Here is a 13,837-nt window from a genome sequence, read left to right as displayed (position 1 = left end):
CCCACTCTCAGCCCTTCCGCAAGTACAATTTCCCCATGCATCGAGCCATGATCACCCGTCTCTTTCTGGCCACCGCTCTCCTCCTCCCCGCAGGCGTGCTTGCGCAAAATACGCCGGCAGCGACTGCCCCCGCGCCCGGCGATCCACTAAGCTCTCAGTTCAAAATCAACCCAGTCACGACACCGACGATATCTCCCAGCACGCTGGAGTTGATCAAGCTGGAAGGCCAGTTCTCAGACTCTGTAGTCCAGGGTGGCGGCAAGGCCTTCGCCTCATGGTTTGCTGATGACGGAGTCACACTCAACAATGGAAAACCCGCCGTCCTCGGACTGACGGCCATTGCGGCTGCGGCTAACTGGGACCCCAAGACCTACCAGCTCTCCTGGTACGCCGAAGGCGCTCAGATGGGCCCTTCCGGCGACACCGGCTTCACCTGGGGCCACTACGACGCTCATGCGCATGACGCCAAGGGCCAGCCGGTAACCCTCTCCGGCCGCTACATTACCTTCTGGAAGAAGGTCGCTGGGAAATGGAAGGTCGCACTCGACGCCAGCGCGGAAGATGCTCCCGTTGCAGGCGATTGCTGCAAGCTGCCAACGCCTTGAGTTAGATACCTCGCCGCCACACTTTGCGTCTCGAGGCATGTACTACTCTCAAAATGCGCAATGGGTTTGAACGCGGATCATACACAATCACATATTTGTCATAAGGTGACGCCGGCCAAACAAGGACTGCTTTCTTCGTTAGATCGATGCGGAGATGTCCAGCTTTAGGCATCTCTGCCAACATTTGGCAGTTCTCCAAAATAGCGATCTCTACCCGGTCGGCAGATTCAACGCTATCGAGGGCAATCCAAAGCCAGATATCGAAAATGTCACGAGTCGCTTTAGGAGTTAGCTGGTAAGCACTTATGCAGCAGAGCGCTTTGTCAGGAACTCTTGCTTCCACTTGGTGAGATTGAGCTTCGCCTCTTCAGGTGAGAGCAGTTCACCCCGCTCAGCCTGCTCCCAGCCTTCCTCGATCATGGCACTAATCTCTTGCCGGTTCTCACTAAAAAAAAGCTCTTGCTCGTGCATCGCCGTAAGACGCTCCGCAAGATACGTCCCAGCGTTTTCAAAACCGAAGAGACGTGCATCTTCTCTCACAATAGCTTCCAGTTCCGGGGTGAGGGTGATAGCCATGGCCACAGAATATACCGTTTACAGCCTCCTTCGATAAAAGAGAACGGCAGTTCGACCAGGCCGTTACTCCTCGTTCTCCTTCAGCTTTGCCAGCACGCCAAAGTCCTCCAGCGTAGTCGTATCGCCCTTCACTTCGCCGGTGGTTGCAAGCTCGCGCAGCAACCGCCGCATGATCTTGCCTGAACGTGTCTTAGGCAGCATCTGCGTAAAGCGCATGTCGTCCGGACGGGCGAGCCCGCCGATCTCCTTCGCGACCCACTGCCGCAGCTCCTGCTTGAGTTCTTCGCTCGGCTCGTAGCCCTCTTCAAGCGTCACAAACGCGGCAATTGCCTGCCCCTTCATCTCGCAAGGACGTCCAACCACAGCAGCCTCAGCCACCTTCGAGTGTGCCACCAGCGCGGACTCGATCTCCATTGTGCCCAAACGGTGCCCGCTGACGTTGATCACGTCGTCCACACGGCCCATCAGCCAGTAGTAACCGTCGGCATCGCGGCGTGCGCCGTCGCCCGTAAAGTAGATCCCCGGGATCTCTGAGAAGTACGCCTGCTCATACCGCTCCGCGTCGCCCCAGATCGTTCGTGCAAGCGATGGCCACGGCTTCTTGATGACCAGCAGTCCACCCTGCCCTGCCGGTACCGGATCGCCTTCCTTGGTCACGATCTCCGGCACAACGCCGAAGAACGGCCTCGTAGCCGAGCCGGGCTTCGTCGCGACAGCGCCGGGGATCGGCGCAATCAGAATCGCACCCGTCTCCGTCTGCCACCAGGTATCGACGATCGGGCAGCGCTCCTTGCCAATCTCGCGGTGATACCACATCCACGCCTCGGGATTGATCGGTTCACCGACCGTTCCCAGCAGTCGCAGACTGGCCAGCGAGTGCTTGTGCACCCAGTCGTTACCCCACTTGATAAAGGCACGGATCGCCGTTGGCGCGGTGTAGAAAACCGTGACCTTGTGATCGTCGACGATCTTCCAGAACCTATCATTCTCCGGCCAGTTCGGCGCGCCTTCATACATCATCACCGTCGCGCCGTTCTGCAGCGGACCATAGACCACGTAGCTGTGCCCCGTGACCCAGCCAATGTCGGCAGTGCACCAGTACACGTCCTCGTCCTGGAGATCGAAGATGTACTTGCTCGTCAGGTACGTCTGTACCGAGTAGCCGCCTGTCGTATGCACCAACCCTTTGGGCTTGCCGGTCGTTCCGCTGGTGTACAGGATGTACAACGGATCTTCAGCATCCATGGGCTCAGCCGAGCAATCCGCAGCGGCAGCGGCCATTGCCTCGTGCCACCAGAAATCGCGACCTTCCTTCATCGCCACTGTCGCCGAAGGAGCGCGCTGATACACGATCACCTTCCGTACGCCGGGGCACTTCTCCAGCGCCTCGTCGACGATCTTCTTCAGCTTCACTTCGGAGCCGCGACGATAGCTGAGGTCCTGCGTCACGATCACCTGGCAATCCGAGTCGTTCACCCGGTCCGAGATCGCATGCGCTGCGAATCCTCCGAAGATCACCGAATGCACCGCACCGATGCGCGCGCAGGCCAGCAGCGCAATCGCCAGCTCCGGGCTCATGCCCATGTACACCGCAACGCGATCGCCCTTCTTCACGCCAAGTGACTTCAGCACATTGGCAAACTTCTGGACTTCAACATGCAGTTCGGCAAAGGTCAGCCTGCGCACTTCTCCCGGCTCACCCTCCCACAGCAGGGCGACCTTATCCTTGCGTGCTGCCTTGGCATGGCGATCGACGCAGTTGTGCGAGAGATTCAGCTTGCCGCCGGTAAACCACTTCGCATGCGGCCCGCTGCCTTCGAGCACCTTCGTCCACGGAGTAAACCACTCCAGTTCGGCAGCAGCCTCGGCCCAGAACTCCTCCGGAGCTTCGATACTGCGCTTGTACATCCGCTCATACTCGGCTTCGCTGCCGATACGTGCCCGGGCGGCAAAGGCCGCAGGGGGCGGAAAGACCCGGTCTTCCCGCATAAGAGACTCAAAGTTTTCGTTTAGCGTGCTTCCCACAGGCGTGCTTTCAACGGACATAGACGACTCTCGACTCCGGGGCATAGATTCCTTGCCTTACGAAAATAGGCCCAGAGCCAAAAGGTACGTCATCGACTCATCCACAGGCAAACGTGCGTCGGGCAGCAAGGGCATGACATCATCAATTTGTGAGCTTTCTAATAAGTTCCACCATTGGATTCTTCCTCGGTTTCGTGTTCGGCGTCGGTTGCGCTCTTGCGGTGATGTACTCCATTTTTCTCGGAGGCTACCGCGCGGCCGTGCGCGATGCAGAACTTGCTGTGCCGCCGGCCCGCCTGATCAAAGCGCGCGCCAAGTTGGCCACTGCAAACACGCCCAGGCCGCTCTAGAATTTCGACACTGCAGGCTTACCCCCGAGCTTGCATCTCTGCTCGCATCGCCATGACCTCCTCTGTCAGCCGCTCCACCGCATTCAGCAGTTCCCGGCTATGCACTGTTTCCGACGTCGGAGTCTTACCCTTCACAAAAAACGTGCCGTTCGGTTCAAGGACGCACTCTTCGACATCGGCGGGATTGTTGAACCCGTTCTTATTCAGCACCGAGATCAGCTCCTCGAAGGTCAGGGTCTCCTTTTTCATCGCCTCCTCTGAAACGACGCCAGCCTGGATCAGCACCGTCTTTGAGCCCTCCAGTTGCTGATTCAATTTGGGAGACCGGTACAAAAGCCACATCAACAGCCAGTTGATAGCCAGCAGCGCAAAGGCGCCGATGATCCCCCCGCTCACGGAGTTATCGTCACCGATGATCGCATTCTGCACCGTGTTCGAGAGGCTGAGCAGAACCACCAGGTCAAACGGGTTCAGCTGCGCCAGTTCGCGCTTGCCAAAGAGCCGAAGAAAACCAATGAGGAACAGGTAAACGATCACAGGACGAAGAATCTTCTCCATCACCGGCAATGGCAGGTGGAACATGCTGTGCATCATGCTGTTCATAAATAGTTTGTGACTCCTCGGATTTTGAACTTTGGGCTTTCAGTTTTGATGCGTGCTGCCACTAGCAGCTTCATCGCCGCAGTGGCCTTGCAAAGATCGTGCCGCAGCCCATCTCTGGAAGGATCCACCAAACGCCGTTCGATCCTGTATACACCCGCAGTTACAGAGAAATCGCCTGAACAGGAGAGTAGGTTGCCCGCACCCTATTCCCGTTATAACCGTCTAATATCAAGGGTTATCACCTACGTGAAGAAGTAGTTGCCTGGGGTGGAACAACACTTACCCTCGTGACGGTATCAAACCAAAGAGGTTTGTCCATAAAGCAGCATCTAAAGCGGCATCCCCCCGATAGGGGTTAAAGCCACGGATTCTGATATCTTTCTCATAACTCCATCCGTTTGATCGTTCGCGCACTTTTGCGTCGTTACGGAACTACAGCCAATGCATCAAGTGCATCAAGGACCCACGAACACATGGCCCAGCCGCTTCGCAGCAACGACCCGAACCCGAAGAACATCAGCTTTAGCCACTTCGGCGTTCTTGACGATGGCAAGCGCAGCAAAAGTGCGGCAATTACCTCGATCATCATCAATGTCGTCCTTGCCGTTGTTGTGGTGATCCTCGGCTACATAGTGAAGACCAATCCTACCGTGGCTAAGCAGATTGCGGTACTCACGCTTCCCCCGCCGCCGCCCGTGACCGCACCGGTTCCCAAGCCGCCACCGCCCCCTCCTCCGAAGCCGATCCCCACGCCGAGGGAGGTTCTGCATCCGCCCAAGATCGTTCCTCCACCTCCTCCGGAGAAGGTTCCCGAGGTAAAGCCGATCCCTGTGCCGATACCGAAGCCTGTGGTCACGCAGCCGGCTCCGCCGAAGGCCATTACACCGCCGCCCGCGCCGGTCAAGGTGAATCTCGCCGCCGCCGCGCCGGCCCATATTCCCAATAACGATGTGCATCCCACGCCTGTCCGCCTGGGTCAGCCCGATAATCCTTTGAAACCGACGACGGGTCCTGCGGTATCCCAGGTGAACCTGGGGAATCAGGGCGCACCGGGCATGAATGCCTCCAACACCGGCAGCGGTCCCCGTGCGACCTCGGTCAACCTCGGTTCCGGCTGCCCGAACTGCACCAACCTCAATGGCCGGGACAACGGATCGCGCGAGGTCAAAGGCGTAAGGCTCGGCACTCCGGGCAGCAACGGACCTTTGAATTCAACGAATTACGCGAACTCGCCACGGCAGGTACAGTTGCAAACGGCAGCAACACCACCAGCCGCAACTACCTCCCAACTTCGTACCGCAACGGCTGCCTCCCCCCCGAAAGTCACCTATAAGCCCACCCCGGTCTATACCGCCGAGGCCAAGTCCATACACCTGGAAGGCACGGTCTCCGTACGTATCCGCGTTACAGCTTCAGGAGCGGTACAGGTTCTGGGCGTGACCAGCGGTCTGGGTCACGGACTCGATGAATCCGCCCTGCAAGCTGCTCAGAACACACGTTTCACGCCTGCCAAGGACGCCTCGGGAAATCCGGTCGACTGGGAAGGTGTCGTCAAGATCAACTTCCAGATGAGTTAACCTAAGGGACGACGAGACTTTCGCTAAAATCCGCCCCCTGGGCTGTTCCCGAATCCTGAACGCTTTACCGAAACATCCGAACGGAATACCCTCTTGGGGGCATCCGATTGAACCAAAGGAGTCTTTAGACACAATGAATCTCCGGACGAAACTTACTGCCGCTGTGACCCTCACATTTCTGGCTGCCTCGGCCCTGCCAGCTTCGGCTGGCGTCTTCGGGAAGAAGAAGACCGACCAGACGGTCACCCGCAAGCCGACGCCGGCCCAGAATGCCCTGATCGACAAGGCCATCCTCCGCGAAGCGGCCGTCATCAAGACTCTCAGGGAGCGTCAGCCCCTCGTGGAGACCTACATCCAGAACATGCGCCCCGATCCGGCCATGATCCAGGTACCCGAGATGGATGCGCACTATTTGACCCGCATCAACTTCGGCAAAGAGATCACCGAAGTCGGCTATGCCGACGGCAAGAAGGATTCAACCGGAAAGTTCGGTGGAATCAAACAGGCGCTCGGCGGCCTGGCCGGCCTGACCAAGAGCCTGCACCTCAGCTATGACGAGGGCGGCTTCGTTCGCATGGTCGTCATCGACACAAATGGACCGAACGGCGATGCCTTCGATCGCCAGCACTACAACTTCTATTTCGTCCGTAACGACTTTCTCGGAACGGTTCCCACCGTCGTATTCGACGTTGAGCCGATCAAGAGAAGTGCAGGCCGCTTCTTCGGACGCGTCTGGGTGGAGCGTAACGGTGGGAACATCGTCCGCTATAACGGCGATCTCGCCGGCGAGGATAAGGACCGCGCCGAGTTCTATCACTTCGACTCGTGGCGCAGCAACGTCCAGGACGGTCTCTGGATGCCGACGGCTTCCTACATCGAAGAGTCCGACCCGAAGAGTCCCGCTCACGTCCTGAAGTTCAAGGCCGTCAGCCACATCTGGGGCTACTCGCTGAAGATCCCGAATAAGGACACCGACCAGACCAGCCTGGAAGTGGAAGGCGCGATCGACACCAGCCAACAGGCTCCCGACGTCAGCCCCCTGCAGGCACAGCGCGAGTGGGTCCAGCAGGCCGAGGACAACGTCATCGACCGCCTCTACACGGCTGGCCTCGTCGATGCTCCCAGCGACTTCGACAAGACGCTCTCAGACCTGGCCAACAATATCCTTGCTTATAACCAGATCCCCACGGCACGTCCCCTCAAGGTTCGTATCCTGCTGACCACACCGCTGGAGTCGCTCTCCATCGGGAACACAATCCTGATCTCCAAGAGCCTGATCGACACCACGGCAATTCCAACGACCGATGGCGCCCAGCAGGGAGCCAACCTGAATGCCCTTTTGGCCTTCCAGGTAGCGCACATCCTGCTCGGTCACCGTGTCGACACCAAGTACGCCTTCAGCGACCGCCTGCTCTTCCCCAGTGAGAGAGCCTTCCAGCGCCTGCCGATGCACCACACCAACGCCGAAAACGTTGAAGCAGCCAAGAAAGCCATGGAGCTGTTGAACGCCAAGGATCTCGCCGACGGCCAGAGGTACTTCTCTCTCTATCTCCAGCAGCTCCAGGCTCGTGAAAAGGGTCTGCCGGAGCTCAACAAGCCGCAGATCGGCGATGGCTTGTTGAAGCCGGATGGCACCTTCTGGATGCAGGCTATCGTCTCCAAGGGCCCCAAGCTCGATAACAACGACCTGAAGCAGCAGGGTGCCATGCCTCTGGGCCAGTACCTCCGCTACGATCCCTGGACCGATCAGGTCATCCAGATGCACACCACCTACGAGCCTCTGTTGAGCTCGCGCGACAAGATTCCCTTTGAGATCACCCCGGTCTACCAGCGGCTCACTTACTGGCAGCCCGCAGCAGCTCCAGTGGCAGCCCCGGCAGCCGCTCCGGCCCCAGCAGCAAACAATGCCCCAGTAGACAATGCTCCGGCAGCACAGCCAGCTCAAGCGGAGCCCACTACCGGCACGGCCACCCCACCGCAGAACTAGACCGCTCCTTAGTAGCGGTATGGATGGAGCTCATCGTTGAAGAATCTTGTTCTCACTCTCGCACTTCTAACCGCTGGCACCTCACTGGCCGTGGGGCAGGCCAGACCGGCTGCAAGTCGCCTTGGCGACTTGCAGGTCGGTGCTACCTATTCCGTTGCTAATCCTGATCTGGGAGTCACCTATATCCGTGGATTCGGAGCTTATAGCGACTTTGACTTCCTTAGACACATAGGGGTTGAAGTCGATTTTCGTCAGCTCAACGATCCGGACGATGCTCAACCCAATCGTTTTTTTCAACGCAGCTACGAGGTGGGTGGCCGATACTTCTGGCGCTTCGGCAACCTCAAGCCTTACGGTAAAGCGCTCTATGGACGTGGGCAGTTTTCTTCACCTCAAGCCCTTATCCAAAACCAATTGGAGGCTGGCGAGCCCGCCTATCCCACGATAGCCACAAACATGATTGATTTTGGAGTTGGCGCTGATTTTGCGGTGCAATCTCATATCAATATCCGTGTCGAAGGGGAGTATCAGAGATGGTTCTCCTCTCACTACCCTCTTGGTAATGGCCTTACGCCAACCATGGTCAACTTTGGCGTCGCCTACCACTTCCCTCCCGGCAAGCCTCGTCGCTAAATTTCAATTCAATGCAAACAGCAAAGCCCCGGATCTCCGGGGCTTTGCTGTTTGTCTTTCTTCTCCAGGGCGTGTCATCCAACTATTCTTGTCGTGGAGTCGAAGGGCACAAACAGTTTGTTGAGGCAAGACCCCGGAAGGGCACGGTTTCAACCGTGCTGAAGATGTCGAGCCAAAGGCTCTTTCCTCTCTGCTGAAGGCCGCAGTGAAGGCGCAGCCGCAACGACCGAATTGCCTTCTTTGGTTGTGGCGAAACAAGCCGCCCCACCTTGGGATACAGCCTTAGTGGTTCCTGAACAGTCTTGGCTGCATAGAGGAAGGCAATTCTCAAAATATCCCCTCCACAAAAAGCCAGAGGCCCGGCAATCGCCGGGCCTCTGGTTATGCTTTTATGAACTGACGTTAGAAGTGGTAGGCAATACCAATCGCCGGCATCGAGAGTACTTCGTAGCGATTGGTCTTGAAGATGCCGCCAGAAGCACCAAAGTCAGGAGCCTTGAGCAGGAAGCCGCGATACTCCGCCCGGATGTCGAAGCTGGGGCTGATCTCATAGGCCAATCCACCGCCAAAGAGGGCTCCGATATTGGTGTTTCGCTTGAGGCTCTGCACCTGGGTACCGAAATCCTGAATCGGCGAGAAGAGGATGCCACCGACACCGACCTCGAGAAACGGATTGTACCTTTTGTAATTGCGTGAGTAGACGTAGGCTCCAGAGATCTCCTGCTGCCTGGCGTGAACGTAAATGGGCACATTGTCTGTGCCGATATTGAAACTAGGATTGCCGTATCTATGCGAGTTTTGCAGGAAGGAATAGTTCAACTCCAAAGCACTGCGTGGCGTCACCGAGTAACGGTAGCTTCCAAGGAAGCCAATAGCACTCGTTCCCTGCTCCGTCACACCGCCAGGGCCGTGTACTTTAGAGTCAAATACTCCGTAGGCGCTCGCACTCACGTCTTGCCGGCTTTCCTGGGCGTAACCCACGGCGGCGGTGCATACCAGCAGAGCGCCGAGCAACATCATCTTCTTCATGCTTGCAGAAATCCCTTCGCAATCGCTCCCCAGGCCCTCGCTGCTCCAATATCTTCGGAGAGCTCATAACCGAACCCGCGGCGCGCTAATGACTAATTGTACCCGCTGACTGTGCTGCTGCGCCGTCCATCCTCAGCGTTTCTGGAAGGAATCCATCCACACACCCCTTTACCCACAAAACGGGAGGGCCTCCGTAGAGGCCCTCTCGTGTGCTACAGCCTGTTTCATCGAACGCTACTTCTACATCGAGGGCGCGGAAGCAGGAGCGGGAGCATTGCCATCCCCGCCATTCTGGCGGCCACGCATGCGCTCCTGCTGCATGGCATCGTACTTTGCCTTCTGCTCGTCGGTCAGAACGGCATGAACCTTCGTCTCTTCGTCCTTGCGCAGCTCCATCATCTTCGAGCGGCGTTCATCCTGGGGCACGGACGTATCGTTCCGCAGAGCCTCTCCCTTGGCCTGCTCATCGGTGAAGATCGTCTTCAGCTGCGTGGTCTGGTCGGCGGTGAGGCCTAACGCCTTCTGCAGACGATCCGCGCGACGCTCCGGGTTCATGCCGCCACGGTGTTCGCCCTGCCCCTGTTGCGGCGTCGTATCCTGCTGCGCCATCGCTGGAAGTACGGCCAGCATCGCTCCGCACAGCAGCACGGCTGCCGTGCGCATTCTCTTCTTTTCCATTGCCTTCCGCATCATGACTAAACTCACTTTCATCTCGCAACAATGTGCTGTTCCGCGCAGCCTAAGCAACACGCACAGCTACCGATTAAAGACGTGCCGCAGGGAGAAAGGTTCCCCGTTCCGGAACTATCTTTTCGGGGTTTGCCAGCGGATCAGCGCACGTACAAGCACCCTTCATCACAGGCACAGCGCGAAGCTCACTCCACCACATCCCACCTACGCCCGTTCCGCAATAAAACAAAACGGATCGCCATGGGCCTCCGCATGTTTTTCAACCACCTGCAGAAACGCTCGTGCGGCATGGCTCAAGGCCGCCTGCCGCCGGTAGACCAGCCGCAGCTTGCGCTCCATCTGCAACTCCGGCACCGCGATCCCCACCAGGGCTCCCGCCTCCAGCTCTACCTCAACGGTCAGCTTCGGAACGAGAGCCACGCCATTGCCCCGCTGCACAAACCGTTTGATCGCCTCCAGCGATGGCAGCTCGACCTCCATCTGCAGAGGTGTCTTGTGCCTCTTGAACGCGCCAATCACCTTCTGGCGCAGAGGTGACTGCACATTGTGTGCCACAAAGACCTCTCGCCCCAGCCGCTGGATCGAAGCCTTGCCCTCCTTCGCCAGCGCATGGCCGGGGCTCACGATGCAGACCAGTTCATCGCGGTACACCAGCATCGACCGCACCTGCGGATCGTCCGGCCTGAAGCTGACGACCCCCAGCTCCACCGAGTGCTGCAGGATCTCGTCAGCGATGCGGCTGGCCAATGTCCGCTGCACCGCGACCTTGACCCGCGGATGCTCGCGCCGGAAGGCATCCAGCAGCGGCAGCAGGTAAAGGCAGGTGTACTCGTTGGCTGCCAGGTTCAGACGCCCCGTATGCAGAGAACGCAGATCGACCAGGGCCGAAGTGGCATCAGCCCTTAGATTCAACATTTTCTCGGCATATTCACGAAGGACTTCGCCCGCATCGGTCAGCGTGCCGTCGCGTGAAGAACGCTCCAGCAAGGTTTCGCCAAGCTCTGCTTCGAGCTTCGCAATGACCTGGCTGACCGCAGGCTGGGTTCGATGCAGCCGCGCCGCTGCTCGCGAAAAGCTGCGTTCCTCGGCTACCGCCAGAAACGTCTCCAACTGAAATAAGTCCACGCGTTCCCGCCCTTCCCTGCGCTCTTAGCGCGATCCTTTGCTGTTGCCGATGTGCATCCCGGCCTTTGCTTTTATCGGAGGCAAAGTAGTACCGTTTTCTCAGGCCCGCATTCCCCTATACTCGCATTAGAAATTCGCATACATCCCACTTAGAGCATAAGTGTACGTTATGCTCTAGGTCGAGACGGAAAGGTTCTTCTTTATGGCGCACACCGATCAGATCGTCTTCTTCGACACAACCCTGCGCGACGGCGAGCAGTCGCCCGGCTGCACCATGCACCCAGGCGAAAAACTGCGTTTCGCGCATCAGCTTGCGGCCCTTGGTGTGGACATCATCGAGGCCGGCTTTCCGATCGCGTCCGCAGGCGACTTTGACTCCGTGCGGACCATCGCCAAAGAAGTTAAGGGTGTGCGCATCGCCGCCCTGGCGAGAGCCAAGCAGGCAGATATCGAATCAGCCGCTCGTGCCGTGGAACCCGCTCAAAACAACCGCATCCATACCTTTCTCTCCTCCTCCGACATCCATCTCGAGCACCAGATGAGGATGTCCAGGGCACAGGCACTCGACCTCGCCGCCGAATCGGTACGCAGGGCCCGCTCCTTTGTGGACAACGTAGAGTTCTCGCCCATGGACGCGACACGCACCGAAGCCGCTTTCCTCTGCGAGATGGTCAAGGTTGCCGTGCAGGCCGGGGCCACCACCATCAATATTCCGGATACCGTCGGCTATGTGACACCGTCTGAATACACAGCCATCTTCCGCATGCTGAGAGAGCTGCCTGGCATGGAAGGCGTCATCTTCTCCACACACTGCCACGACGATCTTGGCCTTGCGGTCGCCAATACGCTGGCCGGCATCGAAGGTGGAGCGCGTCAGGTCGAAGTAGCTGTCAATGGTATCGGCGAACGCGCCGGAAACGCCGCCCTGGAAGAAGTAGCTGCGGCCCTGCTGGTACGCCGCGATGTTCTGCCCTACACCTCGAACATCGTGAATACGCAGCTCTACCCGACCAGCGCGCTGCTTGCGGAAATCGTAGACCACCCCGTCGCTCCTAATAAGGCGGTAGTCGGCAAAAATGCCTTTGCCCACGAAAGCGGCATTCATCAACACGGCGTCCTGGCCAACCCTCTCACCTACGAGATCATGACGCCGGCCTCCGTCGGCGTGACAGCCACAACGATCGTGCTCGGCAAACACTCCGGCCGCCGCGCACTGGAGCATCGCCTCACGGAGCTCGGCCACACGCTCACACGCGAAGAACTCGACAGCGTTTATCACCGCTTCACCGAGCTGGCGGACCGCAAAAAATCTATCTACGACCAGGACATCGTTGCTCTGCTCAACGTGCATAGCGCCGAGCCGCTGGCAACTCCAACCCCATAGAGCTTTTGCCCTTAGTTTTCTTTCTGTCATTCCCGAAGGGAATCTGCTTCCCCTCCCCTGCTACCGAAGGAACAAAATGAAGCTGAAGATCGCAGTTCTCGCCGGAGACGGCATTGGCCCCGAAGTCACCCGCGAAGCCACGCAAATTCTCAAAGCGGTAGCCGAGTTCGGCAACCACGAGTTCACGTTCACCGAAGCACTCATCGGCGGCGTGGCCATCACTGCCAACGGCACGCCGTTGCCGCAGACCACCATCGACACCTGCCTCGAAAGCGACGCCGTCCTCCTCGGCGCGGTCGGCGACAACAAGTTCAACCACCTGACCCCCGACAAGCGTCCTGAGGCCGGACTGCTGCAGATCCGGCAGGAGCTGGGCGGCTTCGCGAACCTGCGTCCCTCGGTGGCCTATCCCGCGTTGGCGGAGAACTCTCCGCTGCGTCCCGAAGTGACCAAGGGCGCGGACATTCTCTTCGTCCGCGAGCTGCTCGGTGGCCTCTACTTCGGCCAGCCGCGCTGGTGGAACAAAGAGGAAGGCGCCAACGGTGGCGGTGAAGCCATCAACACCATGCGCTATACCCGCGATGAAGTCGTCCGCGTAGCACGCGTCGCCTTCGAGCTGGCACAGAAGCGCCGCAAGAAGCTCACCTCGGTCGACAAAGCCAACGTGCTCGAGTGTTCGCAGCTCTGGCGCGCCACGGTCGATTCGCTCAAGGCCGACTATCCCGACGTCACGGTCGAGCACCAACTCGTCGACTCGATGGCGATGCACCTGATGAACATCCCACGCAACTTCGATGTCGTGCTCACCGAAAATCTCTTCGGCGACATCCTCTCGGACGAGTCCGGCGTGATCACCGGCTCGCTCGGCATGCTGCCCTCGGCGACCATCGGCGGCAAGGTCAACCTCTACGAGCCCGTACACGGCTCCGCTCCGGACATTGCCGGAACCGGCAAGGCCAACCCCCTCGGCGCGATCCTTACCGCCGCGATGGTGCTACGCCACTCCGGTGGCCTCGAGCAGGAGGCCCAGGCCATCGAAGTCGCGGTCGCCAAGGTACTCGAAGCTGGCCATCGCACCGCTGATATCTCTCGCGGCAACACCGCGGCAAACGTTACGACGCAGCAGATGGGCAAGCTGGTACACCAGGCTCTGGCAGAATCCATCGACCGCCACCAATCACTGCACGCCGTATAGCTTTTGCTCTCTAGTTGTCATTCCCGCAGGAAATCTGCTTCACCGGGCCACCACTGAA

Annotated in this window: 14 protein-coding genes; 7 read left to right on the top strand and 7 right to left on the bottom strand. The window is 58.7% G+C overall.

What is annotated here, in order from left to right; all coding sequences use genetic code 11:
- Window positions 1-47 precede the first annotated feature (47 nt).
- On the top strand, window positions 48-605 hold the full coding sequence (locus tag ACIX8_RS06195; RefSeq protein WP_223295473.1) for a YybH family protein: 558 nt from the start codon (window positions 48-50) through the stop codon (window positions 603-605).
- A gap of 1 nt (window position 606) precedes the next feature.
- Here ACIX8_RS06195 and ACIX8_RS26480 read toward each other — a convergent pair whose 3' ends face one another.
- The 3 genes from ACIX8_RS26480 to acs all read right to left on the bottom strand — a co-directional run bounded on the left by ACIX8_RS26480 (window position 607) and on the right by acs (window position 3,227).
- Window positions 607-948: a type II toxin-antitoxin system RelE/ParE family toxin gene (locus ACIX8_RS26480; protein WP_014264472.1), complete on the bottom strand. Its 342-nt coding sequence runs from the start codon at window positions 946-948 to the stop codon at window positions 607-609.
- Complete coding sequence (locus ACIX8_RS06190; protein WP_014264471.1) at window positions 909-1,181, bottom strand: hypothetical protein; 273 nt, start codon at window positions 1,179-1,181, stop codon at window positions 909-911. The genes ACIX8_RS26480 and ACIX8_RS06190 overlap by 40 nt, the downstream gene beginning before the upstream one ends.
- Window positions 1,182-1,244: 63 nt before the next feature.
- Window positions 1,245-3,227: an acetate--CoA ligase gene (acs, locus tag ACIX8_RS06185; RefSeq protein WP_014264470.1), complete on the bottom strand. Its 1,983-nt coding sequence runs from the start codon at window positions 3,225-3,227 to the stop codon at window positions 1,245-1,247.
- 128 nt (window positions 3,228-3,355) lie between these two features.
- Between acs and ACIX8_RS06180 the strand changes: the two genes are divergently transcribed.
- Entirely contained in the window at window positions 3,356-3,556 is a 201-nt protein-coding gene (locus tag ACIX8_RS06180) for a hypothetical protein (protein ID WP_044176269.1), read from the top strand.
- An 18-nt stretch (window positions 3,557-3,574) separates the two neighbouring features.
- On the opposite strand, the gene ACIX8_RS06175 is transcribed toward ACIX8_RS06180, so the two are convergent.
- The gene (locus ACIX8_RS06175; RefSeq protein ID WP_044177952.1) at window positions 3,575-4,150 is read right to left on the bottom strand and encodes a YetF domain-containing protein; all 576 of its coding nucleotides are present in this window, start codon (window positions 4,148-4,150) and stop codon (window positions 3,575-3,577) included.
- A 482-nt stretch (window positions 4,151-4,632) separates the two neighbouring features.
- Here ACIX8_RS06175 and ACIX8_RS06170 point away from each other — a divergent pair, with 482 nt between their 5' ends.
- The 3 genes from ACIX8_RS06170 to ACIX8_RS06160 all read left to right on the top strand — a co-directional run bounded on the left by ACIX8_RS06170 (window position 4,633) and on the right by ACIX8_RS06160 (window position 8,356).
- Window positions 4,633-5,736, top strand: a complete 1,104-nt coding sequence (locus ACIX8_RS06170) for an energy transducer TonB (protein ID WP_014264468.1) — start codon at window positions 4,633-4,635, stop codon at window positions 5,734-5,736.
- A gap of 133 nt (window positions 5,737-5,869) precedes the next feature.
- Window positions 5,870-7,723 carry a hypothetical protein gene (locus tag ACIX8_RS06165; protein WP_014264467.1) on the top strand — a complete coding sequence of 618 codons (1,854 nt, stop codon included), beginning with the start codon at window positions 5,870-5,872 and terminating at the stop codon, window positions 7,721-7,723.
- Between the two features lie 36 nt (window positions 7,724-7,759).
- Window positions 7,760-8,356: an outer membrane beta-barrel protein gene (locus tag ACIX8_RS06160; protein ID WP_014264466.1), complete on the top strand. Its 597-nt coding sequence runs from the start codon at window positions 7,760-7,762 to the stop codon at window positions 8,354-8,356.
- Window positions 8,357-8,758: 402 nt separating this feature from the next.
- Here ACIX8_RS06160 and ACIX8_RS06155 read toward each other — a convergent pair whose 3' ends face one another.
- From ACIX8_RS06155 to ACIX8_RS06145, 3 genes are all read right to left on the bottom strand, one after another.
- On the bottom strand, window positions 8,759-9,385 hold the full coding sequence (locus tag ACIX8_RS06155) for an outer membrane protein (RefSeq protein WP_014264465.1): 627 nt from the start codon (window positions 9,383-9,385) through the stop codon (window positions 8,759-8,761).
- Between the two features lie 240 nt (window positions 9,386-9,625).
- Entirely contained in the window at window positions 9,626-10,063 is a 438-nt protein-coding gene (locus ACIX8_RS06150; RefSeq protein ID WP_014264464.1) for a hypothetical protein, read from the bottom strand.
- A 216-nt stretch (window positions 10,064-10,279) separates the two neighbouring features.
- Complete coding sequence (locus ACIX8_RS06145; protein WP_014264463.1) at window positions 10,280-11,200, bottom strand: LysR family transcriptional regulator; 921 nt, start codon at window positions 11,198-11,200, stop codon at window positions 10,280-10,282.
- Window positions 11,201-11,402: 202 nt separating this feature from the next.
- On the opposite strand from ACIX8_RS06145, the gene ACIX8_RS06140 reads away from it, so the two are divergent.
- Together ACIX8_RS06140 and leuB are read left to right on the top strand one after the other, a co-directional pair.
- Window positions 11,403-12,584 (top strand): 2-isopropylmalate synthase, encoded by a 1,182-nt coding sequence (locus ACIX8_RS06140; RefSeq protein WP_014264462.1) that lies wholly within the window; start codon window positions 11,403-11,405, stop codon window positions 12,582-12,584.
- A 76-nt stretch (window positions 12,585-12,660) separates the two neighbouring features.
- Complete coding sequence (gene leuB / locus ACIX8_RS06135; protein ID WP_014264461.1) at window positions 12,661-13,779, top strand: 3-isopropylmalate dehydrogenase; 1,119 nt, start codon at window positions 12,661-12,663, stop codon at window positions 13,777-13,779.
- The last annotated feature ends 58 nt before the right edge of the window (window positions 13,780-13,837 follow it).

It is taken from the genome of Granulicella mallensis MP5ACTX8 (assembly GCF_000178955.2).
GTDB lineage: Bacteria > Acidobacteriota > Terriglobia > Terriglobales > Acidobacteriaceae > Granulicella > Granulicella mallensis.
This window is presented reverse-complemented; position numbering and strand designations above follow the sequence as displayed.

Coding starts and splice junctions, on each gene's coding strand:
- ACIX8_RS06195 (WP_223295473.1), top strand. CDS start 48: ATGATCACCCGTCTCTTTCTGGCCACCGCTCTCCTCCTCCCCGCAGGC.
- ACIX8_RS06150 (WP_014264464.1), bottom strand. CDS start 10,063: ATGGAAAAGAAGAGAATGCGCACGGCAGCCGTGCTGCTGTGCGGAGCG.
- ACIX8_RS06190 (WP_014264471.1), bottom strand. CDS start 1,181: ATGGCTATCACCCTCACCCCGGAACTGGAAGCTATTGTGAGAGAAGAT.
- acs (WP_014264470.1), bottom strand. CDS start 3,227: ATGTCCGTTGAAAGCACGCCTGTGGGAAGCACGCTAAACGAAAACTTT.
- leuB (WP_014264461.1), top strand. CDS start 12,661: ATGAAGCTGAAGATCGCAGTTCTCGCCGGAGACGGCATTGGCCCCGAA.
- ACIX8_RS06165 (WP_014264467.1), top strand. CDS start 5,870: ATGAATCTCCGGACGAAACTTACTGCCGCTGTGACCCTCACATTTCTG.
- ACIX8_RS06170 (WP_014264468.1), top strand. CDS start 4,633: ATGGCCCAGCCGCTTCGCAGCAACGACCCGAACCCGAAGAACATCAGC.
- ACIX8_RS06155 (WP_014264465.1), bottom strand. CDS start 9,385: ATGAAGAAGATGATGTTGCTCGGCGCTCTGCTGGTATGCACCGCCGCC.
- ACIX8_RS06140 (WP_014264462.1), top strand. CDS start 11,403: ATGGCGCACACCGATCAGATCGTCTTCTTCGACACAACCCTGCGCGAC.
- ACIX8_RS06175 (WP_044177952.1), bottom strand. CDS start 4,150: ATGATGCACAGCATGTTCCACCTGCCATTGCCGGTGATGGAGAAGATT.